Origin of the sequence: Planktothrix paucivesiculata PCC 9631 (assembly GCF_900009265.2) — a bacterium.
Classification (GTDB): Bacteria; Cyanobacteriota; Cyanobacteriia; order Cyanobacteriales; family Microcoleaceae; genus Planktothrix; species Planktothrix paucivesiculata.
In genome coordinates this window covers 121,117-145,637 of record NZ_LR735009.1, presented here as the reverse complement: position 1 = coordinate 145,637, position 24,521 = coordinate 121,117, and the positions used below count along the sequence as shown (strand labels likewise).

General features: G+C 39.0%; 22 protein-coding genes. 10 read left to right on the top strand and 12 right to left on the bottom strand.

The features are described 5' to 3' along the window. Window positions 1–33: 33 nt before the first annotated feature. Complete coding sequence (locus PL9631_RS08935; protein ID WP_083619132.1) at window positions 34–546, bottom strand: FHA domain-containing protein; 513 nt, start codon at window positions 544–546, stop codon at window positions 34–36. Window positions 547–743: 197 nt separating this feature from the next. Between PL9631_RS08935 and PL9631_RS08930 the strand changes: the two genes are divergently transcribed. The 3 genes from PL9631_RS08930 to PL9631_RS08920 all read left to right on the top strand — a co-directional run bounded on the left by PL9631_RS08930 (window position 744) and on the right by PL9631_RS08920 (window position 4,284). After that, window positions 744–1,610 carry an SDR family oxidoreductase gene (locus tag PL9631_RS08930; protein ID WP_083619131.1) on the top strand — a complete coding sequence of 289 codons (867 nt, stop codon included), beginning with the start codon at window positions 744–746 and terminating at the stop codon, window positions 1,608–1,610. A 193-nt stretch (window positions 1,611–1,803) separates the two neighbouring features. Further along, a complete protein-coding gene (locus tag PL9631_RS27375) occupies window positions 1,804–3,783 on the top strand; it encodes an IS701 family transposase (protein WP_083619130.1) in 1,980 nt (659 codons plus the stop codon). A 33-nt stretch (window positions 3,784–3,816) separates the two neighbouring features. Continuing rightward, the gene (locus PL9631_RS08920; RefSeq protein ID WP_083619129.1) at window positions 3,817–4,284 is read left to right on the top strand and encodes a hypothetical protein; all 468 of its coding nucleotides are present in this window, start codon (window positions 3,817–3,819) and stop codon (window positions 4,282–4,284) included. Between the two features lie 76 nt (window positions 4,285–4,360). Here PL9631_RS08920 and PL9631_RS08915 read toward each other — a convergent pair whose 3' ends face one another. The 3 genes from PL9631_RS08915 to PL9631_RS08905 are packed head-to-tail and all read right to left on the bottom strand — an operon-like array spanning window position 4,361 to window position 5,344. Next, the gene (locus PL9631_RS08915; protein ID WP_156090490.1) at window positions 4,361–4,543 is read right to left on the bottom strand and encodes a hypothetical protein; all 183 of its coding nucleotides are present in this window, start codon (window positions 4,541–4,543) and stop codon (window positions 4,361–4,363) included. A 16-nt stretch (window positions 4,544–4,559) separates the two neighbouring features. After that, entirely contained in the window at window positions 4,560–4,886 is a 327-nt protein-coding gene (locus PL9631_RS08910) for a hypothetical protein (protein ID WP_083619128.1), read from the bottom strand. After that, window positions 4,883–5,344, bottom strand: coding sequence for a type IV pilin protein (locus tag PL9631_RS08905; RefSeq protein WP_083619127.1), 462 nt, complete (start codon window positions 5,342–5,344; stop codon window positions 4,883–4,885). Before PL9631_RS08905 ends, PL9631_RS08910 begins: the two co-directional genes overlap by 4 nt. A 228-nt stretch (window positions 5,345–5,572) precedes the next feature. Between PL9631_RS08905 and PL9631_RS08900 the strand changes: the two genes are divergently transcribed. From PL9631_RS08900 to PL9631_RS08875, 6 genes are all read left to right on the top strand, one after another. Next, window positions 5,573–6,940 (top strand): NB-ARC domain-containing protein, encoded by a 1,368-nt coding sequence (locus PL9631_RS08900; protein ID WP_083619126.1) that lies wholly within the window; start codon window positions 5,573–5,575, stop codon window positions 6,938–6,940. Between the two features lie 138 nt (window positions 6,941–7,078). After that, on the top strand, window positions 7,079–8,173 hold the full coding sequence (locus tag PL9631_RS08895; RefSeq protein ID WP_083619125.1) for an ATP-binding protein: 1,095 nt from the start codon (window positions 7,079–7,081) through the stop codon (window positions 8,171–8,173). A 126-nt stretch (window positions 8,174–8,299) separates the two neighbouring features. Continuing rightward, on the top strand, window positions 8,300–9,175 hold the full coding sequence (locus PL9631_RS08890; protein WP_083619124.1) for a hypothetical protein: 876 nt from the start codon (window positions 8,300–8,302) through the stop codon (window positions 9,173–9,175). A gap of 72 nt (window positions 9,176–9,247) precedes the next feature. Further along, a complete protein-coding gene (locus PL9631_RS08885; protein WP_083619123.1) occupies window positions 9,248–9,541 on the top strand; it encodes a DUF433 domain-containing protein in 294 nt (97 codons plus the stop codon). Beyond that, window positions 9,538–9,882: a DUF5615 family PIN-like protein gene (locus tag PL9631_RS08880; protein WP_083619122.1), complete on the top strand. Its 345-nt coding sequence runs from the start codon at window positions 9,538–9,540 to the stop codon at window positions 9,880–9,882. Before PL9631_RS08885 ends, PL9631_RS08880 begins: the two co-directional genes overlap by 4 nt. Before the next feature lie 69 nt (window positions 9,883–9,951). Next, window positions 9,952–11,106 carry a DNA cytosine methyltransferase gene (locus PL9631_RS08875; RefSeq protein ID WP_083619121.1) on the top strand — a complete coding sequence of 385 codons (1,155 nt, stop codon included), beginning with the start codon at window positions 9,952–9,954 and terminating at the stop codon, window positions 11,104–11,106. On the opposite strand, the gene PL9631_RS08870 is transcribed toward PL9631_RS08875, so the two are convergent. The 3 genes from PL9631_RS08870 to PL9631_RS08860 all read right to left on the bottom strand — a co-directional run bounded on the left by PL9631_RS08870 (window position 11,075) and on the right by PL9631_RS08860 (window position 14,966). Then, the gene (locus tag PL9631_RS08870) at window positions 11,075–11,641 is read right to left on the bottom strand and encodes a Uma2 family endonuclease (RefSeq protein ID WP_083619118.1); all 567 of its coding nucleotides are present in this window, start codon (window positions 11,639–11,641) and stop codon (window positions 11,075–11,077) included. The genes PL9631_RS08875 and PL9631_RS08870 overlap by 32 nt on opposite strands. A 55-nt stretch (window positions 11,642–11,696) precedes the next feature. Further along, complete coding sequence (locus PL9631_RS08865; RefSeq protein WP_083619116.1) at window positions 11,697–13,091, bottom strand: DUF1800 domain-containing protein; 1,395 nt, start codon at window positions 13,089–13,091, stop codon at window positions 11,697–11,699. A gap of 225 nt (window positions 13,092–13,316) precedes the next feature. Further along, entirely contained in the window at window positions 13,317–14,966 is a 1,650-nt protein-coding gene (locus tag PL9631_RS08860; protein ID WP_083619114.1) for a CHAT domain-containing protein, read from the bottom strand. A gap of 308 nt (window positions 14,967–15,274) precedes the next feature. Here PL9631_RS08860 and glgX point away from each other — a divergent pair, with 308 nt between their 5' ends. Continuing rightward, complete coding sequence (gene glgX, locus PL9631_RS08855; RefSeq protein ID WP_156090498.1) at window positions 15,275–17,371, top strand: glycogen debranching protein GlgX; 2,097 nt, start codon at window positions 15,275–15,277, stop codon at window positions 17,369–17,371. A 337-nt stretch (window positions 17,372–17,708) separates the two neighbouring features. On the opposite strand, the gene PL9631_RS08850 is transcribed toward glgX, so the two are convergent. The 5 genes from PL9631_RS08850 to hisS form a co-directional block, all read right to left on the bottom strand. Continuing rightward, complete coding sequence (locus PL9631_RS08850) at window positions 17,709–18,485, bottom strand: endonuclease/exonuclease/phosphatase family protein (RefSeq protein ID WP_083619110.1); 777 nt, start codon at window positions 18,483–18,485, stop codon at window positions 17,709–17,711. Between the two features lie 9 nt (window positions 18,486–18,494). Next, the gene (locus PL9631_RS08845) at window positions 18,495–19,916 is read right to left on the bottom strand and encodes a dihydrolipoyl dehydrogenase family protein (RefSeq protein WP_083619108.1); all 1,422 of its coding nucleotides are present in this window, start codon (window positions 19,914–19,916) and stop codon (window positions 18,495–18,497) included. A gap of 493 nt (window positions 19,917–20,409) precedes the next feature. Then, window positions 20,410–22,176, bottom strand: a complete 1,767-nt coding sequence (locus tag PL9631_RS26675) for a formylglycine-generating enzyme family protein (RefSeq protein ID WP_231516681.1) — start codon at window positions 22,174–22,176, stop codon at window positions 20,410–20,412. Window positions 22,177–22,414: 238 nt separating this feature from the next. Further along, on the bottom strand, window positions 22,415–22,879 hold the full coding sequence (locus PL9631_RS08830; RefSeq protein ID WP_197046302.1) for an ABA4-like family protein: 465 nt from the start codon (window positions 22,877–22,879) through the stop codon (window positions 22,415–22,417). 341 nt (window positions 22,880–23,220) lie between these two features. Beyond that, on the bottom strand, window positions 23,221–24,504 hold the full coding sequence (gene hisS, locus PL9631_RS08825; RefSeq protein ID WP_083619106.1) for a histidine--tRNA ligase: 1,284 nt from the start codon (window positions 24,502–24,504) through the stop codon (window positions 23,221–23,223). Window positions 24,505–24,521 lie beyond the last annotated feature (17 nt).

The following is a 24,521-nucleotide window of genomic DNA, read 5'->3' as shown; positions in this document are numbered from 1 at the left end:
CCGTTTTTTGTCTTAACTTTTTAGGTTGATTGATTAACTGGATAAAACCACACTCACTGCCGCTGCTAAGGACGTTCCACACCAAGGACAACCTATATTTAACTGTTCATAAGAGGAAACGCGATCGCACTTAGGACACTGTAAACCATATTGTACAGGATTGGGATGAACAGGGGCTTTTGGTGTTAATTCATCGGGGGAAAATAATCGGGTTGGTGTTATTAAAAAATGTTCAAAGTCAATCGCAACAACTTCTAATTCCTGCTCTCCTAATTGTATATTATTTCCTGAACTTAACACAACTTCACCCGTCATTAACTTTTGATTATTAATTATAGGTGGGTTAGTTTCTCGTAAATTTTTCAGATAGAATTTATGATTAGCTGGATGAAAAAAAATTTCAATATGTAATCCCGATACCGTTGGATGGGATAATACAATATCACAGCGTGTCGGATCTCGTCCAACCCGATAGGTTTTTTGATCATTCAGGATGTGGGTGTGGGACTGACCTGCTTCTGTCCACTTTAGCGTCAGTTCATTCATGGGTATTAATATTTAAACATCAAGGGTTTTTATTCCAGTTGACTGAATACTATTTTAGGTGATCCTTAACGTTCAATTCTATCCTAATTTTCTGATATAATTGGTTTTATGGATCAAAAATGATCACGCTTAGATCTTAATGATTTGGGATAGAAGAAGCGATCGCCGTTCAGACTCTATAGTCTATCATATTAATCATGAATAAACTCTTAATTACGGGAGCTAGTGGTTTTTTAGGATGGCATCTTTGCCAACTTGCTCAAACTCAATGGCAAGTCTACGGATTAACTCATTCTAAAACTATTACTATCCCTAATATTAATTTTTTAAAAACAGATTTAACCGATATTCAAGCCCTTAAAACTCTGTTCCAAGACCTTAAACCAGATGCTGTTATTCATACGGCTGCTCAATCTCAACCCAACTTCTGTCAACAGTATCCTGACATCTCCTATCAAATTAATGTTATCGCTTCTTTAGCAATTGCCAAGCTTTGTGCTGAGTTTAATATTCCCTGTGTCTTCACTTCAACGGACTTAGTATTTAATGGTTTAAATCCACCCTATACCGAAACCGATCCCGTATCCCCGATTAGTTATTATGGGGAACAAAAAGTATTAGCTGAACAGGGAATGTTAGAACGCTATCCTCGAACAGCAATTTGTAGAATGCCCTTAATGTTTGGGGATGTTCCTAACCATGCTACCAGTTTTATTCAGCCTTTTATTAAAACACTAAAAGAGGGAAAAGTATTAAATCTATTTGTCGATGAGTTTAGAACTCCCGTAGGGGGAAGTACCGCCGCCAAGGGATTATTATTAGCCTTAGAAACCACATCAGGAATTCTGCATTTAGGAGGAAAAGAACGGATTTCCCGTTATGACTTCGGCTTACTCATGGCTGATATTTTAGATCTGCCAAAACATTTAATTCAACCCTGTTCTCAAGCAAATATTAAAATGTTTGCCCCTCGTCCGCCCGATGTTTCCTTAGATAGTTCTAAAGCCTTTAATTTAGGCTATCAACCTCTATCAATTGGGAAAGAATTAAGCAGATTATTATAAATAAATCAAAACAATATTTCAAATTTTTGCTATTTTTATAATGGCTCTTTAGAAAAAAGGGCGATCGCAATAAAAAGTAAGTAATTTTTTTTGCTACACTCAAGGTATCATCCTAGTGGGACTTAAACAAAAATAAGGAGGGAAATAGATGATAATGATTATAGAGCAAGCAGATAACGTTAAAGAATAACCCATGAAAGAGACAACCCCGGCAGCGATGCCCCCTTGCTTCGATAGATGGTGTGGTCGATTTGACGATATTTTCGGCCATCAAGCCCAAAAACGGGAATTTAGGAACTATTTAGGGGGATTATTGGGAGAAAGTGAGCGAAAAAACCTGTCGCAAATGGCGAATAACGCCGTAGGGGTAACTTACCACCGATTACACCACTTTTTAACCGAAGCTCCTTGGTCAGCAATGAAACTAAATCAGCGTCGGCTGGAGGTGATGAATCAGTGTAAGCAAACCCAGATTAGTCGGGGATTTGCTCTAATTATTGATGATTCAGGACATCGAAAAAGCGGAAATTTTACCGATGGAGTCGGACGACAATACATCGGAGAAATCGGAAAAACCGACAATGGAATCGTAGCAGTAACGAGCCATCTATACGATGGCAAAAAAAGCTTACCATTAGATATAGAATTATATCAAAAAGCCGAGTCATTACCCTTAGGAAAAGCTGACCCGGAATTTAAAAAGAAACCAGAAATAGCATTAGAATTAATAGAGAGGAGCTTGGAGAGAGGATATCGACCGGGAATTGTGCTAACAGATGCCGGCTATGGAAATAACACAAGTTTTCTACAAGAGTTAGAGAAAAAAGGATTAAAATATATAGGGGGAGTCGCTAAGAATCGAAAGGTAATCCTCAAAAAAGGGGAAGATGAAACAGAGGAAACTCGATTAGATAATTTAGCTAAATCGTTGCCCCAAGGAGCTTTTAGTGAAATTCAACTCCCAGTAGAAAAAACCAAAACTGTGTGGGTAGCAACACAAGAAATTGAATTATCAAAGTATGCCGGGAAGAAAGTAATAGCCATCGTCATGAATGCTGCCACTTTCGACCAAGCCAGTGATATTGATTATTTAATGACTAATGTTGAGGTTTCAAAAGCCACAGGAGAATGGATAGTAACGACCTATTCACAAAGAAATTGGATAGAAGTTTTTTACAGGGAAGCTAAGGGGTGGTTGGGGCTCAAAGAATATCAAGTCCGAGATAAAAGAAGTTTAATCAGACATTGGATTTTGGTGNGACGACAATACATCGGAGAAATCGGAAAAACCGACAATGGAATCGTAGCAGTAACGAGCCATCTATACGATGGCAAAAAAAGCTTACCATTAGATATAGAATTATATCAAAAAGCCGAGTCATTACCCTTAGGAAAAGCCGACCCCGAATTTAAAAAGAAACCAGAAATAGCATTAGAATTAATAGAGAGGAGCTTAGACAGAGGATATCGACCGGGAATTGTGCTAACAGATGCCGGGTATGGAAATAACACAAGTTTTTTACAAGAGTTAGAGAAAAAAGGATTAAAATATATAGGGGGAGTCGCCAAGAATCGAAAGGTAATCCTCAAAAAAGGGGAAGATGAAACCGAGGAAACTCGATTAGATAATTTAGCTAAATCGTTGCCCCAAGGAGCTTTTAGTGAAATTCAACTCCAACTGGAAAAACCCAAAACTGTGTGGGTAGCAACAAAAGAAATTGAATTATCAAAGTATGCAGGGAAGAAAGTAATAGCCATCGTCATGAATGCTGCTACTTTCGACCAAGCCAGTGATATTGATTATTTAATGACTAATGTTGAAGCTTCAAAAGCTACAGGAGAGTGGATAGTAACGACCTATTCACAAAGAAATTGGATAGAAGTTTTTTACAGGGAAGCAAAGGGCTGGTTAGGGCTAAAAGAATATCAAGTCCGAGATAAAAGAAGTCTAATCAGACATTGGATTTTGGTATTTTGTGCCTATACTTTTATTCTCTGGCATAGTTTAACTGGAGGGTTAAGACGTCGATGGGCGAACAAACCCTTAAACACATTTGTTGATGCCCTTGAAGCCTTTCGCACAGCGATTTCTTTTCGATTTGTGGAGTGGCTCCAACATAATAGGGATGTATTTGCAGCCTACAAAGCAAGTTTAGGCTTGATTTGGGCTTGATTTTTGTTTAAGTCCCACTAGTTTGTAATCCAGATGAACACGATCTCGATCGCTATTTCAGATGAGCGCCTTCTCAAGTTACAACAAGTCGCCAACGAACTGAATCTGTCGATAGAAGAATTAGTTTTAATAGGCATAGAAAACTTCCTCGCACGGGGAGAATTTTCTTCACCAAATACTGCTAAAAATAGCCTTAACAACAATGCTGAAATTTCCACAGAGGTAGTTGAGAAATTTTATGTACTAGCCTCCGATTGGGAGAAAGAGGTTTCTGGACTGTCTTCAACTGCCCAAATGTCTGAGCATCCGGCTTATCAGGAAATTATTAATATGGGAACTAAAATAGTGCCGCTTTTGCTATTAGAACTGAAAAATAATCCGCTTTACTGGTTATCCGCGTTGAGTGCAATTACGGGTGAAAATCCGATTAAACCAGAACAAAGGGGGCGGGTAAAACAGATGGCATCAGCTTGGATAGAGTGGGGTAAAAATCAAGGTTAGCTGGGCTGGTTGGAAGATATTGAACACGAACTGGATGGATTGAAGGGAGATAGGTACGGAGTTGTCGCTCAAATTCTCAAACGTGCGGTAAATTAGGAAAGGGCGATCGCACTTTCGGAAAAAAAGGGCGATCGCATCTTCTAAATAAAAAAATGATCGCCCGATAAAATATCAAAAGGGCGATCGCATCTTCTAAATAAAGAGCGATCGCTACTTTAATGGAGGCTCGGCCTCTTTTTGGTATTTTGACGTAGACCATCGGAACGAGTCAATCATTAAAATCGACAACGCCATGAATAAGGATTTGTCCAGTTTGTTGTTTCAGCAAATGCTTTTGGATTATTATATTGGACTTTGCAAGCTTTTGTCATATCAACTGAAAAATTCCGTAATGGGATTAAATTAAAAGCATCGTAGACACTACATTTCCAAGAATAAGCATTGGAACCCGCTAACCTTGCTTTTATGGATGGGTATAGGAGGTATTGATTTTTGCAAGCTTTTTGTACATCAATACCGCCAAGGACTCCAGCCTCCGCAGGTAAAGAAATAAGACTGGATGCTAAGATAGTTAAAACTAGACTCGGTAATTTTTTCATCATGGTTTAATAGATGCTACTTGATTACAAGGAATTGAAACGACTTGATTTTGATTGGTGTAAACTAAAGCTTGTGCATAAGAAGATCCGTTTTCTTGTTGTGAATTTGCTACACAACAGATTATTGTTTGAATAAAATCTTCAGAATTTTGTGATTTATACAAGCTGGCGTTCACTTTATATTTATTGTCTTCACTCACTAGCTGTTCTTCTAACTGGGAATTTTCATCTCCACTAATTGTTCCAGTTGCTTCATAATTTGCTTGTTGAACGTGCAAACAACTGGATGTATAGATCTTGGGTTCAACTTCTTTCGCTTTTTGAACCTGCAACCAATAAATTGGTACTCCAATAGCAGCTAGAGCTCCCATAATTAGTATTACAACTAAGAGTTCTATTAAGGTAAAACCTCCTTCATTTAGATTATGGATAGGAAATTTAGGCTGATTTTTTTTAGCCATTTCACAATAAATACTGGTAATTGATTAACTTCAAGTTATTTAAAAGATTAACTTTAAGTTATTTAAACTATGAATCAAAAAACTGTTTTTGTCAAGCTATAAAATATCACTTTTAAGCAGATAATTAAAATTGTTTTCGTCATAAATTGTCATAATATTTTGAAAAATGTCAGGTGAAATCACAAAAAGTCTGATATCCTAGTGAAAATACTGATATTTTGTGGAGTTATGGACATAGAAGAATTCTTAAAGTTAGCAGACAATGTGGTTTTTTCGGAGACAGAAAAACATCTGGATGATCTGCAAAAAGCCGTCTTGCGCGGTGTATGGGATGGCCAAAAATATTCTGAAATCGCAGAAGAATGTTATCGTACCGAGGCTTATGTGAGAAATTTAGCCTCAGAATTATGGAAAATATTTTCAGGTATTTTAGGTGAAAATATTAGTAAATCGAATATTAGATCGAGTTTAGAACGATTACAATCAGCTTATTTTTTGAATTATAATGAGTCTGTAAATCTTAGCCATGTTAATATATGCAATAATAACTCATCATCAATCATACCAACAGAGCGATCGCCTTCTCCCCCAAAACAACAACAAATTGACTTAGGGACAGCACCGGATCTTAAGAAAATATGCGATCGCACTCACGAACTAAAAACCCTACAAAATTGGATTATTCAAGAAAATTGTCGCCTAGTTTCTATTATTGGATTAAGTGGAATTGGTAAAACTACCCTAACTCGTTATTTGATTCAAACCTTACAACCGGAATTTGAAGCAATTATATGGCGAAGTTTTTGTATTTCTCCCAGTTTAGAAATTACCCTCAAAAATTTATTATTATTTTTATCTAATCAATCCTTAACAGAATTACCTGTTAGTTTAGAAGAACAATTATCTTTATTAATCGAATATCTGAGAACAAAACGCTGTCTGATTATTCTGGATGATCTGCAAACCTTACTCAATCAAGGAACCCTAGCCGGACAATATCATCCTGACTTTAAAAATTATAGCCTATTGTTTAAATTAATTGCTGAAACCTCCCATCAAAGTTGTTTAATTCTCAATAGTTGGGAACTTCCCCAAGATATTGTTACTTTAACTGATGATAATGCACCCATTCGCTGTTTAAAGTTATCGGGTTTGGGTTCAGCAGCAATGGAAATTTTACGCGAAAAACGATTAAAGGATGAGGAACAATGGCATCTGTTAATTGAGACTTATCAAGGAAATCCCCTATGGTTAAAAATCGTTGCCAACATGATTCAAGATATTTTTAGGGGAAAAGTTGCAGAATTTCTCAAATATGATAATCTATATTTAGGAGAGGAATTAATCGAAATTTTAAAACAGCATTTGGATCGGTTATCAAAGATTGAAAAAACCGTAATCATAACTCTGAGTCCAGAAAATCAACCGACCGGAATTGCAGAATTAATAGAAATATCTAAATTACCTGCAAAGGATGTGTTTAAAGCTATACAATCTTTAGAACGCCGTTGTTTAATAAAAACTGAAGAACAGCAACAGCAAACCTACTTTAAGATTTCTCCCCTCCTGAGACAATTTGTTCTTTCAAATAACTGAGATAATCTGTTAATTTTTAATTACTATAGTCATTATTGATGATATAATAATTGGTAATTTTAGAATAAAATTTATATTTTGATCGGGGATTATCCCAAAAATGGTAATATCAGCAATTAGCTGGTTTAATAGACACCGATGGATATAGCAGAGTTAGCAGCCCCCTTAGAAACCTTTGGACGGCAAAGCCAATTTCAACAGATCACCCAGGCCTTAGCCCGTGATCGAGATTTGTTAATTGCCGGAGTGCCCGGTAGTGGCCGCCGAACCCTGGTTAGAAGGGCAGCGACGGAAGTTGGGGCAAAAATTATCGAAGTGGACTGTATTCGGGCAACCGATGGCCAGCGCTTGACGCAACTGTTATGTGAGGGCATATCCCAGGCGGTGAAAAGTCCCCAAGCCATTGAGTGTTTGCAACAGTGGACAAGTACGGAGGCGGCTCAATTTTTTGCCTGGCAGGGAAATTTGGCCAAAAGTTTACGGTTAATTGCCAAACCGGAAGATGTGTGGCAAGCCTATCAATTATTAATTCATTTTCCCCAACAATTAGCGGAATTTGTGGAGCGACAAGTGGTATTAATTTTGCAAGGATTTCCCCATATTCGCTCTTGGGATCGACAGGGAGATTGGGAAAAGTTATTACGCCAAGAAATTCAACAGCAAAGTTCTGTAAGTTATGTTTTAGTTGCTACTTTAGCAGAAACAAGCAATCAAGAGGAGTTTCATCAAAATTTAGATATTGTGCAGTTAACGCCCTTATCAAATGATGTGGTTGCAGCTTGGGCTCATGGGGTTTTACATCGAGAAAATTTGACGTTTGATCCGCGATCGCAAGCATTACAATACTTTTTAGAAGCGGTACAAGGACATATTGGAGATGCTTCGGCGTTAGTCCGTCGGTTGTGTAAAGTTAAAACTACAAATGGCTTAATTGGAGATAATGAAATTGAAGAAACTTTACAGGAATTATTGGCAGATTTTTCAACGGTATTTGAGTCCTTATTAGTATTACTTCCATCTTCTCAAGCTCAATTATTAGAGTCTTTAGCCTTAGATCCAACGGACAAACCCCAAAGTCGAGAATATATTACTAAACATCATTTATCGCGAGGTGGCAGTTTACAAGGAGCGATTATTGGTTTACAACATAAAGGCTTAATTTATGGTTCAGAATTAGGCTATAAATTAGCGTTACCTTTATTTGGTTTATGGATCAAACAACGGTTAAGTTAAATTAAAATTTATAGAAGTTGGTTCTGGGATCTTGATCCGGGTTAAGGCTAATTGAACCACAAAGACACAAAAGACACAAAGAAGTTGTAAATACGCTGGCTGCTCATTCCTATAGGATAAAAATTAATGTCTACTGATATTATTATGAAAAAAACGGGTTTATTTTTATTATTGTTTTTATTAACAGGTTGTGAAATTTTATCGGAACATTGGCGACAACTTTCGACGACGATGAATATTGTTAACTCCAGTTCATCTAATAAAATTGAACAATGTGGCGAACAACCTTCTGGAAATATAGCTCCTCCTAATATTAAGTTAATCAATTTAACGGCGGTTAATACTAAGGAATCGGGCCAAATTCGCCAAGGAAGTTATTTAGGTTATCAATTTCCTGCTAAAGCGGGTCAACAGTTAAATTATCGGACGGAAGATAATTTATGTATTTGGGTTTATGCACCCGATAGACAACTAATTAAAACCAAAGATTTGTCCCAAACGGGTCAATATACAATCGTTTTAACGGCTTTAAAAGGGGCGACAACCTTTGATCTGAAAATGAGTTTAAGTTCTCGCGGCGCCACAGGAACACAACCCTTACAACCCCTACCTCCTTTTGCTAATTCTCCCACCACTTCCCCCACCACTTCCCCCACTCCTTCCCCTACTCCAACTCCTTCTATTTCTCCTCAAGCCAATAACGCCACCGAAAGAGTTACATTTGACGCAGGAGAGACGGGAGCGACGGTTACAGGTATGATTAAACCCGCAGAAAAACGACAATATAAATTAGAATGTGCCGCCGGACAAAAGATGTCGGTTGATGTGACGGAAGGAACGGTAGATATTAATATTTTAGATCCGAATGGTAAAAATATTGGTACTATTAAAAATAGCAAAAATTGGCAAGGGGAATTACCTCTTGATGGAGATTATACCATCGAAGTTTCTGGCTCAAAAGCAGCTAATTTTAAACTTAATGTTGATGTTCCTGCATTGTAACTCTATTCCTGAGATTATGATGTTAGAATATGATATTATAGAGGTATATAAAATTTTGTTGTATGAGTTGATATGACTGTACAATCGGTTTCTCGTTATGTGAGTCGTAACCCTGAAATTCTTCAAGGTGAACCTATTATTTTAGGAACTCGAACTTCAGTACGAGCTATTGTTGGGTTATGGCGTTTAGGAATCTCTCCTGAAGAAATCCCGATACATTTACCCCATCTAACATTAGCACAGGTTTTTGATTCCTTGAGTTTTTATTTAGATAATCAAGAGGAAATTAATCATTATATTGAACAAAATCGCATTCCTGAAGAATTAGTTCATCCTGCTGTTAAAGCGGCTATGAAAAAAACATGAAATTATTTGCAACACTATATACAGATGAAGATGTTTCTGTTTTAGTTGCAACTTTACTCCGTAGTAGAGGTTTTAATGTGACAACATCACTAGAACAAGGAATGTTAGGAAAATCCGATCAAGATCAGTTAATTTATACAGCAAAATCTGATCGATGTTTACTAACTCATAACCGAGTTGATTTTGAACAGTTGCATTTAGAATATATGGCTAAAAAACGGAACCATTCAGGAATTATTATTGTCCCTCAAAAAAGTCCTCATGAAATCGCTCAACGGGTTGCTATTTTATTAGATACTCTAACTGCTGATGAAATTTTTAATCAACTTTTGTATGTTTAAATTGACTTTAATATTGCAGTGTTAAAAAAAATATTATAATTAATTATATTATCTTATTAAGTAGAAAAAATGAAAAACTTTATTGATTTATTCTCTGGCGCCGGGGGAATGTCCTGTGGGTTAGAAATGGCAGGATTTAACTGTTTATTGGGAATAGATTTTGATAAATATTCCTTAGAAACCTTTCAAGCTAATCATCCCCATTCTCAAACGATTTTAGGAGATTTGCGGGAAATTAAAACCGAATCAATTCAAGATATTATTGGGAATCAAATAATAGATTTAATTTGTGGTGGCCCTCCTTGTCAGGGCTTTTCAACTATTGGGACAAACGATAAAAAAGATCACCGAAATTTTTTATTTTTTGAATTTTTGAGAATGGTAGAAACCTTTAAACCTAACTTTATTATTCTGGAAAATGTTACCGGGTTATTGGCAAAAAAGAATGAAAGTACATTAACATTAATTATTAATAGTTTTAACCAATTGGGTTATACTGTGGATGTTAAGGTATTATCCGCCCATCATTATGGTGTTCCCCAAGCCAGACGACGGACTATTTTATTAGGAAATCGTTTCGGAGTTGGTAATATTTATCCAGAAAAACGATTTAAAGACTCGGAAAAAGATCCTGATCTTTTACCCTTACCTCGCACCGTTGAATGGGCGTTTAATACTTTATTAGAGTTTGCAGGTCAAAGTTTTAACCATGATTTGAAAACAGCCCAAATTAAAAACGAATTAGAAAGAGAAAGAATCCATTATATCCCTGAAGGGAAAGGAATTCGTTATGAACGGGATCAGTTAGCCTATCTCCCGCCTTCGTTATGGTATGATGTAGATTGGAAAAAGATTCGAGAAGAACGATTTCGAGAAACGAAATTAAAGCGTTTAGATAGTAATTACCATTCCGGGACAATTAACACCAATAAAACCACCTATTATCATCCCACAGAAGATCGTTATCTCACCCCCAGAGAAGCCGCCGCTATCCAATCTTTTCCACCTGATTATGTTTTTTATGGAACATCCTCTCAACAATGGCGACAAATTGGGAATGCAGTCCCGCCGTTATTAGCTGCATCTGTAGGAGAGGCTATTTTAAAGTTAGATAAACTCAAAGATAACCTAGAAAAAACCTATTCTATCCCAGATTTTCAAGCAGTACGTTCCCAGGCGTTTAATTATCGGTTTAAGGAAAAAATAACCGAACAACAGCACTAAATCCAGGTAATAACGGGGATGTGATTTCATCCGTTTCTAATAATGTTGCAACTTTAACTAATTGTGCTTGTTCCCGGCGATAAATTTCAACTTGTTTCGTGAAATAATTAACAATCCAATATTCCTGAACTCCGGTAATAGAATAGAGTTTTAATTTAGCTTGTTTGTCACGGCGTTCGTTTTGTTTTCCGGGGGATAAAACCTCAATCACTAATTCCGGTGCTCCGGTTAAATGTCCGGCTTCATCTTCAATTTGTTCGAGTCTTTCATGACTTACCCAAACCACATCGGGAATAACACTATCAATATCAGAAAAGATTAAACCAGGAGCAAAAATTGTGACGCCTAAACCGCTTGACTGTGAGGCTGTATGAAGTAGCGCAGCAATATTAACACAAGCCTGTTGATGGCGACGATGGGGAGAGCGAGTCATAAAGAGTTCTCCATTGAGGATTTCATAACGTATCCATTCGTTTTCCGGTAGTCCTTCGACATCTTCAATTGTCCAACGTATTTGTTCTAGGGTTTGACTCATCATGACCCCCTTTTTAGGTTTAATCGTTTCAATTATAGCAGAAAATGGTGTATTTTCAATACATCATAAATTCAGGACTTCCTAAAATTAATGCTCCTCTTAAATTCGGGGCAGTTTTATCTAAAACGGAGCGAGTTTGAGGGGAGAAATTATTTTCTAATGTGGAGGCTAAAAAATTAGCATCAATGGGTTTTCCCTCGTCAAGTAATCCGTTAGATAAGGGAACAGATAAACTACTGCGTCTTACCATGGCGTCGGGATTTAACCAAGCGGATTGAATATTTTTATACCCATCGGGAGACGGACAACCATAGAGGGGCATTCCTAATTGATTTAGGATACCATCTAGGGGTTCAAAATTGGTGACAGTACCGATAATTCTCATGACTGAAACTAGATATCGATAGGGGGTTTTAAATTTAGTTTGATAAATATTGGTTTGCCAAAACTCGGCACTTGCAAATAGGGTTTGCAGAACAGTTGCAATATTTCCATTGCTATCTAGGAAGGTTTTAGCTAATTTTTTAACTAGGGAATCAGGAGGAGTATCACTAACAAAATTTTGAGCTAATTTATAACTAATATGTTGGGCTGTAGAAGGATGTTTGGCTATAATATTAAGAGCTTCTTCCCCTTCATTTATCCCACTGCCTTTAATTGAATTTCCTAAAAACATTTTATCACTAAAATCATGGCGGGTTTCATCAAAATAAAATCCCGATTTAGTTGAGGTTTTTTCAATCGGTTGAAATAGTCCCCATCCGGTTAAAATTTTAGCTAATTCAATAATATCTTTTTGGCTATAACCGCCATTTACTCCTAAAGTATGTAACTCTAATAATTCCCGAGCATAATTTTCATTTAACCCTTTAAATGCGCCCTTTGCGCCCGAACTTCCCGGGGCAGTATTTTGCCAATTATCTAAATAGACTAACATGGCGGGATGTTTGGCAGTTGCCCCTAATAATTGTCTAAAGTTTCCTAAAGCATGGGGTCGGATAGCGTGTTGTTCATAGGAACTAAAAAACTGTCGAGTTAAATCACCTTTAGTCGCCAATACATTAAAATGGTTATACCAAAAATCTACCATTACTTCTTCTAATTGACGAGGACTGGCAAAAGCTCTTAATAAACGCCCTCGTTTGGCTTGCTGGATGATTTTTTGATTAAAACTTTGCTTAATTTTAATCATGGATTTACTATCTAAACCGAGGTTTTTGGCTTGTTCTAGGGTTTGTTTTTCGGCTAGAATAACTTCACCCGGTTGCCAAACCAATGTATTTAACGGATTGAGTTTTTCAGTTAAATCGGCCGGATAGGGAATTGTTTGCGGTTGCAGTTGGGTTTGAATATAGGCTTCAATTCCCATCTGTTGTACCTGTTGAATTTGTCCCGGGGTGACACCAAAACTTAAACGATTAATTAGATGAAAAATTTTAGGTTCAGTCATAAATCAGTTAAGTAGTTGCACAAAATAAATTACCTAGTTGAGAGAGGGAACAGGGAACAGGGAACAGGGAACAGGGAACAGGGAACAGGGTAGAGGATTTGTAATTAATTTTGTTTAGGTACTTATCAGTTAACAGTTACCAGTTATCAGTATAAGAGTTAATACTTGATTTCTTCCCCATTACCCATTACCCATTACCCATTACCCATTACCCATTCCCCATTATTACCCATTCCCTTCAATAATAAATTCTAACAATTGCCCCTGAGAACTGCCAAATTTTAACTGCATTCCCGATATTAACGGAATTTCTTGATGGTGGATGCGTTGCCATTCTTGAGTATGAAAAATTAAGGTTCCATAGCGAGAAAAATCCCTTAAAAAATAATTAGGTTGGGTTTTTCCATCGCAACTATGACGACAAAAAATTTCCGCGTGTTTAGAAGAAACCCACTGTTCCGCAACAATCACATCATTCCCTTCTCCGCGACCCACCCGCATTAATCCGGTATCAATGGGCCAAATCTGGGCAGGGATAGGACTCGCGGGACTATAAAGCCGTAGCCAGGCCCGAGGAACATCCCCAAACCCCGTCACCGAACTAATTGGCATTTCTGTCTTAATCTTTTCTAGCGGCTGGACTAAGACCCCGTTAAATTCCGGGTGCATATATAGTATCGGTAACGTCCAAGCGGGTTGATTAAACTTATATAGGGCTAACAAATGCTGACGGGCCATGGCCACGGCCTGATCCACGGGGAGACGTTCCCCTAAAGCTCTAGCAAAGGCTTGAATAAAGCTTAACGCCTCGGCGTCGGTAATGGAGTCCCGCATTCCCAACACCGCCGGAACCCCGTGATGAATTAATACTTTAGCTAAACTACTACTAGGAATAGCTTGAAATAGGGAATTAGAGGGGGTTGACACCGTTTCTACGGCTGGGTGAGCGCTCCAACAGGCGTTAAACACCGCTAGGATAATCCCACATCGGACTAAGACCTGGGCCAGTTCCGTCCCATTAATAGTAGTATCGGGACGCAGAAATAATAACCCACCATCGGGGGCGGGCATTCCATGTCCAGCATAAAATAAAACGTTATAGCGGTCGGTTTCTAATTCGGCAATCAGTTGTTCAACGGTCGGTTCAATTAGGGTTTTAACGCCGCAGGAAATCTCGCTCTCGACTCGATTTCCCAGGGTATCCATGCCACATTGTTCAAAGGCTTTACTGATGGCGATCGCTTCTTTTTCTAAAGCCAATTTAGATAATTCAGAATTAGGAGACACCCCAGGGGTTTGACTTTCCCCCAACACCAATAAAATATTTAACCCTTGGGCGGCCAAACGCTGGGGCAGAGGGTTAACATCAAAGGTCGTGCGACTAAACCACAGATGTTGACTCAGGGAAATCGCCGGTTGACCGCCTTGGGATTGCATCGTTTCCCAGGGAATAGGGATTAAATCCGGGTCTCGTAGGTCTAAGCGAATGCGGAGGGGTTGATCCTGGCCAATGGCAATCCCCTGACTTCGGTGTAAACTAGCTTGAATTGACCCCTGAAATAACCATTGCCAGAGATTAATCCCAAATTGCTGCATTAAACGGGTAGTATAACTAAGTTGTTGCCCCGAATTGGAAGCAGCAGTTAAGGACAAATTGGCAGGAGGAGAACACAAACCATTGGGAATACTATGGGGCGAAAATAGTTCTAACCACGCTTGCCAAGTTTGGGAAAGGGGTTCGGGCCAGCTACTATCATGGTGAACATATCCATTCCAGTCGGGAGATTGTACCACCCAAGTTGCAAAATGATGGGCAACGGAGGTATTCATCCGAGCGATCGCAATACTTAAGCAAGGGGTTTCTGAGGGGGGCATTCAACTGAACACACAGTTTTATTGGGATTTTCTGCTAGTTTATCGCGTTTTTAGCACTGGCGATCGGTTATTTATGCCAATTAACGATAATCTAGGTTAAACATTATCTCAAAGGCAAAATTTTTTTGTGGGGGGACGGCGCGCCTTGCCCCTAGGATGAATTAGATTTGGTGATTCCCAAACCGACAGAGTTCATTCTTTCTGCTCCGATGTTTCCTATTCCACAACAGAATTATTCAACCAGAAAAGGAGTTAGACCGTTGAATACAGCAATTGATAATCGAGAAAACTTGCAAGGAGTGAAAGGCGTGCATCTTGATATTTTATCTGGTCAAAGCTACCCCTTGGGAGCCACGGTTTATGCCAATGGGGTGAATTTTTGTATTTTTTCTAAAAATTGTACCGCTATAGAATTACTTTTATTTGATACCCCCGATGCCCACGAACCCACCCAGGTGATTCCCTTTAATCCTAAACATAATAAAACCTTTTATTATTGGCATATTTTTGTGCCGGGAATTCAAACCGGACAAATTTATGGCTATCGAGTTTATGGCTTATATGAACCGGAATTAGGCTATCGTTTTGACCCTGAGAAAGTATTATTAGATCCCTATGCGAAAGCCATTGTTAACACTGAAAATTATAGTCGGGCTGCGGCTTCTGTTCCCGGGGATAATTGCGCCCAAGCCTTAAAAGGAGTGGTCGTTGATAAGCGAGGTTATGACTGGGAAGGGGATAAACCTTTGGAATTGCCCTACGCCCAAACGATTATTTATGAACTGCACGTTGGGGGTTTTACGCGCAATCCTAACTCGGGAGTTGCCCAGGAAAAACGGGGAACCTACGCGGGATTAATTGAGAAAATTCCCTATTTAAAAGATTTAGGAATTACCGCCGTTGAATTACTCCCAATTCATCAATTTGATGAACAGGATGCGGTTCCTCCTCGGAGTAATTATTGGGGATATAGTACCATTTCCTTTTTTGCTCCCCACCGCGAATATAGTTCTAATCGAGATGCTATTGGCCCGATTAATGAATTTCGAGATATGGTCAAGGCTTTTCATAAAGCTGGAATTGAAGTGATTTTAGATGTGGTTTATAACCATACCGCCGAAGGGAATGAAGAAGGCCCGACGTTATCCTTTCGCGGATTGGATAACAGTATGTATTATATTTTAGAGAAAGATAATCCGGCTTATTATAGTAATTATAGTGGCTGCGGAAATACTATTAAAGCGAATCATGAAATCTCAGGACAGTTAATTATTGATAGTCTGAGATATTGGGTTTCCGAAATGCACGTCGATGGATTTCGCTTTGATTTGGCTTCGATTTTATCCCGGGATAAAGAAGGAAATCCGATTGAAGATGCCCCGATTTTATGGATTATTAAATCCGACCCCGTATTAGCCGGAGCAAAATTAATTGTTGAAGCCTGGGACGCGGGAGGATTATATCAAGTTGGCTCTTTGGCAGGCGATCGTTTTGGGGAATGGAACGGACAATTTAGGGATGATGTCCGTCGTTTTGTCAAGGGAGATGAAGGACAAGTTGAAAAGTTAGCCTATCGAATTATGGGGAGTCCTGATATTTATCCCCATCCCGATCGAGAAGTGCATTGTAGTATTAATTTTGTGACCTGTCATGATGGTTTTACTCTGCAAGATTTAGTTTGTTATAATGAAAAACAGAATGAGGCTAATGGAGAGGAAAACCGAGACGGTTCGGAATATAATTTTAGTTGGAATTGTGGCATTGAAGGGCCAACGGATGACCTCTATATTCAAGCATTACGCCTGCAACAAATTAAAAATCTTTGGGTGATTTTATTATTATCTCAAGGGACTCCGATGATGTTAATGGGGGATGAGGTTTGTCGGACACAATTGGGAAATAATAACGCCTACTGTCAGGATAATCCTTTGGGGTGGTTTGACTGGAGTGATGTGGGGAAAAATCCTGATGTCTTGCGGTTTGTAAAAAGTTTAATTCGCTTTAAAAAAGAACTCCATCTCTTTCAATTAGATGATATTTTAGAAATGAATGTAGAGAGTAATTCTCCCTATGTGATTTGGCATGGAGTGAAGATGGGAAAACCTGACTTACATGACAGTTCTCGCACCATTTCTTTTAGTTTATATCATCCCCAAAAAGGCGAACATCTCCATATTATGTTAAATTCCTATTGGGAACCCCTGAACTTTCAATTACCCCCCCTATTCAAAGTGGGAGAACGTTGGCATCGTTTGGTAGATACGGCCTTAGCCGTTCCTAATGATATTAGTCGCTTAAAAGTTGCCCCTCCGATCACAGGAAGATATTATCATTTGAGCGCCCGTTCTGCTGTGGTTTTAATTGCTATGGTAGGGAAAACTGGAACACCGGAACACCGGATATAACTACAAGATGTGGGGGTAATTCATGAATTATCCCCACATTTTTAAAAGTGCTTAATCACTTAGTCGCTAAAATAAACGAACTTTTTTATCTGTGCGAATAATTATGACCACCTACTGATCTACTTAACAACTATAGCAATCCTAAATAGGTTGTAACACTTTAATACTGACATGAAATAGCCAAAAGTATTATCCGGTATTCCCTGTTCCCTGCTTTGCACTGAGCTTGTCGAAGTGTTCCCTGTTCCCTGTTCCCTGTTCCCTGTTCCCTGTTCCCTGTTCCCTGTTCCCTGTTCCCTTTTGATCACGAATTTTGAACACAACTCAAATATGACTGCTATAGATTAAATTCTGCAATGACTGGAAAATGATCCGACGGCCAAATATAATTAACTTGATTAACGTCAATGTTCACAGATTTTAATAACATCCGATGATCATAATAAATCGTATCGACCGAGGCGATCGCTTCACCTGTAAAATCATGAAAGGTTTGTTGAAATTCTAAGGGAATATCGGATAAACTATCGAGTAATTGAATGCCATTAGCAAGGGGTTTTAATAAAGTTTGACGTTCTTCGCTATGGGGTTCAGCGTTAAAATCTCCGGTTAATATTAATAAGGAATGTTCGAGATTAACTTGATTTAAGTATTTTTGAATTAACGGAATACTCAATTTTCGAGATTGTTGACTATAATAATCTAAATGGGTATTAAAAACGGTGATTCGTTGTTGGGTTTCGCTGGAAATAAATACGCCACAACTCACACATTTAGGAGCCGTATTTCCCCAGTCTGAACTTATACTTCCGACCAATTTAGGAGTATCACTTAACCAGAAATCTTTTGATTCAATACATTCAAATTTTTGGGTTTGATAAAAAATAGCACAATGTTCTCCAGTTCCATTGCCAATTTGATCCGTACCAATACTTTGATATTCGGGTAATAATCTGTGTAAATCTAAGATTTGATGGGCTTTTCCTTCTTGAGTTCCAATAATATCAGGGTTATATTTTTCTATTAATTTAGCGATCGCATAACGGCGAAAATTCCAGTCATTATTGCCTTGATCTGGCTTGTCATAACGAAGATTTAAAGTTATAATTTTCATAGGGTAAGATTAAAGCGATCGCCTCCATTTAAAAAACCGTTCTAAAAGCGTTTGTTGCCAAGTATTTGCTGCATATTTTTGTTTTTGTAACAATAACGCTGCCTTACTATTCACTTCTGATAAAGTCGGATAAATATGAATCCCTGTTAAAGCCGAAACCTTCAAACCATGAGACATCGCTAAAACAATTTCATGAATTAAATCTCCGGCGGATGCCCCCACCAAATGAGCACCCAAAATTTCACCATTACTCCGAGTAATAATTTTAGCAAATCCTGGGGTTTTTGCTTCAGCAATCGCCCGATCAACCCCCGCAAAAGGTTGTTTTAAAACACAAATATCCTCGCCATACTGTTCCTTTGCTTGTTCTTCTGTTAACCCGACTCTAGCTAATTCAGGGTCGGTAAAAGTTGCCCAAGGTATGACCCGATAGTTAACTTTACTAAGGGGAAAAAATAGCGCGTTCGTTAACACCACAACGGCCTCATAACCCGCAACATGAGTAAATTGATACCCCCCAATCACATCCCCACAAGCGTAAATATACGGATTAGTGGTTTGGAGTTTATCATTAACTTTAATCCCCGATTGATTAATAGTAACACCCGCCGCTTCCAAATTCAAGGATTCAATATTCGGAACTCGTCCCACGGAAACTAAAATTTTATCAGCTAAAATAATATTGTTCCCCGCAATAATTCTCTTTTTGCCATTTTCAATTTCTATGCGTTCCGCTTTGGTGTTATTTAAAATAACAATATCTTCTAATAATAATTGATCTTGAACTACCTTTGCCGCTTCGGGATCTTCTTTCGGTAAAATCTGATTTCGACTCGATAAAATTGTCACCTTTGACCCTAACCGAGAAAAGGCTTGTCCCAATTCACAGCCAATTGGCCCTCCTCCAAAAATTGCTAAGGATTCAGGACAATCTTGTATAGAAAATATCTGTTCATTGGTAAGAAAACCCGCTTCATTTAACCCCGGAATATTAGGAATAGCCGATCGGGAACCCGTGGCAATTACAAAAGCCCTAGCGGTTAGTTTCCGTCCATTAATACTAAAGGTTTTTTTATCTAAAAATTCACCCTGTCCAAAAATAACTTCCACCCCTAAAGATTCAAAGCGTTCGGGAGAATCATGGGGCTGAATAGTAGCAATAACCTGTTCAACATGACTGGCAGCTTTAGCAAAATCAATGTTATAATTATCCGTATAAATCCCAAATTTAGCCGCATTTTTAACTTCATAAGCTACCCGGGAAGCATGAATTAAAGACTTACTGGGAACGCAACCAAACCATAAACAATCGCCTCCTAGGCGATCGCGTTCTATTAAAGCAACTTTTGCCTTTAATTGTGCCGCAGCACTGGCAATTACTAACCCCCCCGAACCGCCCCCAATTACCACCAAATCATATTCAACTGCCATAATTTTACCTTAAAATTGTAGAAACTGGGTTTCTTCAGCTATCTTTCTATTATGCAGCAAAGGTTAAGGCAAAAACCCGATTTCTTGGAATACTCAACATTTAACACTTGTGCTATCGTTTAATGTCCTATCGATCATAAGGTAGAAGTTTCTATGAAAGAAAGAGGGTATAAATCTAGTCAGCAATATGCAGTCGGATTATTTTAGGACGGAATGTTTGATCAGGAAAATGACAGTGAACCGCATCTTTTTCTTCTAAAGTCTTTCCTGTAGAAATACAACCGGGTAAATCAGGAACATAAGCAGAATAATTGCTCTCAGCCTATTCAAAAATTGCAATATATTCTTTCATTGTTTATCCTTTAATTGTGGTTGTTTCCAAATATTTTTGAGTCTCGATACAACTGTGGGGGCTCAGAAACCGGGTTTCTTCAACGAGATTTCTGTTATGCAGCAAAGATGACGGCAGAAACCCGGTTTCTCGGTAAAAGGGCTAGAGAGTCCACGCAGGCGGGAGGGAAACAACACGAAAACCGTGGTACTTGCTCCGATGGCCCGGCCCGTGCCAGTCAAGACAACTGGCACTGCGACAATCCCGGGGATGATTGGCCCACGAACCTCCGCGCATCACCCGGCTATTAGTATTTCCGCCTGACTCCCAAACACTGCCATCTGTCGGCGCACCCTTATAATTTTCATGCCAAGGGTCGGCGCACAATTCCCAAACGTTGCCGTGCATATCGTATAATCCAAAGGCATTTGGAGGGAAACTACCGACATCGGTGGTTTGTCCACGATCGGTTCCTTTTGGCCCACTGCCGTAAGTACAAGTTGCGGGATAATTAGCTAAATCGGCTGTAATGGTTTCGCCAAAATGGAAAGGACTTGTAGTTTTAGCACGACAGGCGTATTCCCATTCCGCTTGACTGGGTAAACGATAGGTTTTGCCTGTTTTTTGGGAAAGTCGCTGACAGAATACCTGCGCGTCGTTCCAATTTACCATCTCAACGGGTCGGTTTGCGCCTTTAAAATTAGAAAAGTTATATCCCATAATAGCTTCCCATTGAGCTTGAGTAATAGGATATTTTGCCATAGAAAATGCAGCAATATTAACCTGATGTCGGGGATATTCGTTGCTTAGAGCATTTGCTTCATTTTGGGCTGCACCCATCATAAAATTTCCCCCAGGAATGGATACCATTTCTAAACTGATATTATTGCCTAAATCTTCTTTAAAAAATTCAGCCCGACAGTGTTCTCGTTTGGTTTCATTTCCTTGGGCGTTAACAGTAATTACATCAAACTCAAATTCCTTTTGCTGACGTTTTGTTTCTTCCTCCTGACCTAGGTTATATTGATAGGCATTGTCAGGATGATTATTCATCGCTATTTTCCAAAGGGTTTGATTTGATGAGGAAACAACCCGCAATCCGATGTTCTTGAACGTACCGGTCGGCCAGGTCTTGAAACGAGTGGCACTGTGACAAGACCAGGGATCGTCGTTCCACGAACCACCGCGCATCACCCGGCTATCAGTATTTCCGCCTGACTCCCAAACACTGCCATCATCTGGCGCACCATTATAATTATCATGCCAAGGGTCAGCGCACCATTCCCAAACGTTGCCGTGCATATCGTATAATCCAAAGGCGTTGGGCTTCTGGAAACTACCGACATCGGTGGTTTGTTCACGATAGGTTCCGTCTGTTCCGTTATAATTAGCTGAATAGAAGTGAATGCTTTCGCCAAAATGGAAAGGACTTGTAGTTTGAGCGCGACAGGCGTATTCCCATTCCGCTTCACTGGGTAAACGATAGGTTTTGCCTGTTTTTTGGGAAAGTCGCTGACAGAATTCCTGCGCGCTGTACCAATTTACATTCTGAACGGGTCGGTTTGCGCCTTTAAAATTAGAAGGATTATATCTCATAATAGCTTCCCATTGAGCTTGAGTAATAGGATATTTTGCCATAGAAAATGCAGCAATATTAACCTGATGTTGGGGATATTCGTTGCTTTTAGCAAAGGCTTCATTTTGGGCTGCACCCATCATAAAATTTCCCCCAGGAATGGATACCATTTCTAAACTGATATTATTGCCTAAATCCTCTTTAAAAAATTCAGCCCGACAGCGCTCACGTTTGGTTTCATTTCCTTCGGCGTTAACGGTAATTACATCAAACTCAAATTCCTTTTGCTGACGTTTTGTTTCTTCCTCCTGACCTAGGTTATTTTGATAGGCATTGTCTTGATGATTATTCATGGCTATTTTCCAAAGGGTTTGATTTGATATTGTAGCGTAGTCATCTATAGTTGTGTCGAGTCCCGACCCGGAACTAAAAATTAATTTTTATTAACTTATAGAAATCCGTGTAGAGGTTGTAATATTTTATCGTAGGAGTTTAGTTTCAAAACCCTATTCCCCTTGGGTTTAAAAACCAAACTCCTACAGTTTTTTTCACTCTATCAGCTTGCAACTTTTCATTTTATTCCCTTTAATATTAAGGGTTGGATACCGGATTAATATCTGATTGCGGTTGAGCAAAAAACAGCTTACTAATCCAACTGGTCAGAATATGAGACAATAATCCAAACGGCCCAGCAAATAAACAAAAAGCTAAGGAATGACTTGTCCAAATTCCGGTTTTTTGTCCATCCCAATAAATCCAACGTCCCACAAATAAATCCATAACTAAAAAGTGAATCCATCCCGTGGCGGCGGCGTTTTCATCGGCAAAGAAATGGGCAATATCTGATAATTTGGGATTAGATAAGGCGGCTGCATTTTCGGGGGTAATACTGCTAATGAATAGATATAAATAAACGCAAGCTAACAACACAAAGGGAAGATAGGACTCCATGACTTTTCGAGTGACTCCCCAGTTAGGCAAAATAATCATTAATGCCCAAAAGGGAAGGACAAAAATATTGGCGATGTTAAAAATTTGATCAATGGCAATAATCATGGTTAGAATTTCTTAGATCAAGGGTTAAAATATCCCTATTCTAAAATATTTTTTAAATTTAAGCCACTTTAGGGAAATTTATGTTATGCTACGCGCAAGTTAATCTAGCTAATTTTTTGCTATGAATGCCCACGATCTGTTTCTGTTGTTGATTTTATTGTTCCCAGGTTTAGCCCTATCTATTATTATTATGGGAAGCTTTGCCGCCGGAGGTTAAGAGGTATTTTTTACCCCACTATCGGGTGCGTAGGCTCTATGCAACACGCACCATTCGATAATTTTTGATTTATGAGAGGCAGAGCCTCAATATGGCATTCCCATGCAGAGCATTGGAACGAGGGTTAGGCTCCTTTAATAGTTTGGATTTGTTGACGAAATTGATCGATTTTATCAAATAAATCCCCTTGATTAAGGGTAGTTTCTTCCCCTGTTTTCAACCATTTTAACTTCAGGGTTTGCTGTTCGGCTTCGGCATCTCCTAATACTAAACAGGCGACAGCACCACTGCGATCGGCTCGTTTAAACTGTTTGGCGAAGGCACTACCGCTTAAATCCAGTTCCACCGCCAAGCCATTTTGACGCAATTTTTGGGCTAAAATTAAAGATTGAGATTCGGCTAAATTCCCCCGAGAAACGATATAAAAATCTAAGCTAGAACTAGCAAGAGAGTTTAATTGTTGTAATAGAATTACTAACCTTTCTAACCCGATCGCCCAACCTACGGCCGGAGTTTCTGGCCCCCCTAATTCTTGAACTAAACCATCATAACGACCGCCCCCACAAACCGTTGCTTGAGCCCCTAAATCATCGGAAATAATCTCAAAAGCCGTATGGGTATAATAATCCAATCCTCGGACTAATCTCGGGTTTAAACTGTAGGGAATTTCTAAGGCCGTTAATAGCTGTTTAACCTGTTCAAAATGGGCGCGAGAATCTTCTCCTAAATATTCTAAAATACTCGGAGCCCCTTGAACAATTTCTTGGGTGCGCGGGTCTTTACTATCTAAAATTCTTAAAGGATTTCGAGATAATCGATCTTGAGAATCGGGATCTAATTCGTCTTGATATTGAGTTAAATAATCAACTAACGCTTGACGATAGCTTTGGCGATCTGTTGAATTTCCGACGGAATTTAAGTTAAGGTTTAAATTCTTTAATCCCAAGGTTTTTAATAAATTTGTGGCGATCGCAATCACTTCCACATCAGCCCTAGCGTCCCGACTTCCTAACACCTCAACCCCAATTTGATGAAACTGTCGTTGACGTCCGGCTTGGGGTCGTTCATAGCGAAACATCGGCCCGGTGTACCATAATCTTTGCAGCCCTCCCGTCCCATAGAGTTTGTTTTCAATAAAGCTACGAACCACTCCAGCAGTTCCCTCTGGACGCAGGGTAACTGAACGTTCACCCCGATCAACAAACGTATACATTTCTTTCCCGACAACATCGGTCGCCTCGCCGATACCCCGTTCAAATAAAGCCGTTTGTTCAAAAATTGGCGTGCGAATTTCTTGATAATTTGCCTTGAATAAAATATCTCGGGTGATAGACTCAATCCATTGCCAGTATCCGATTTCATCAGGCAGAATATCCCGAGTTCCTCGTAATGCTTTAATCAGTTCCATTAGTTTCCCAATTAATC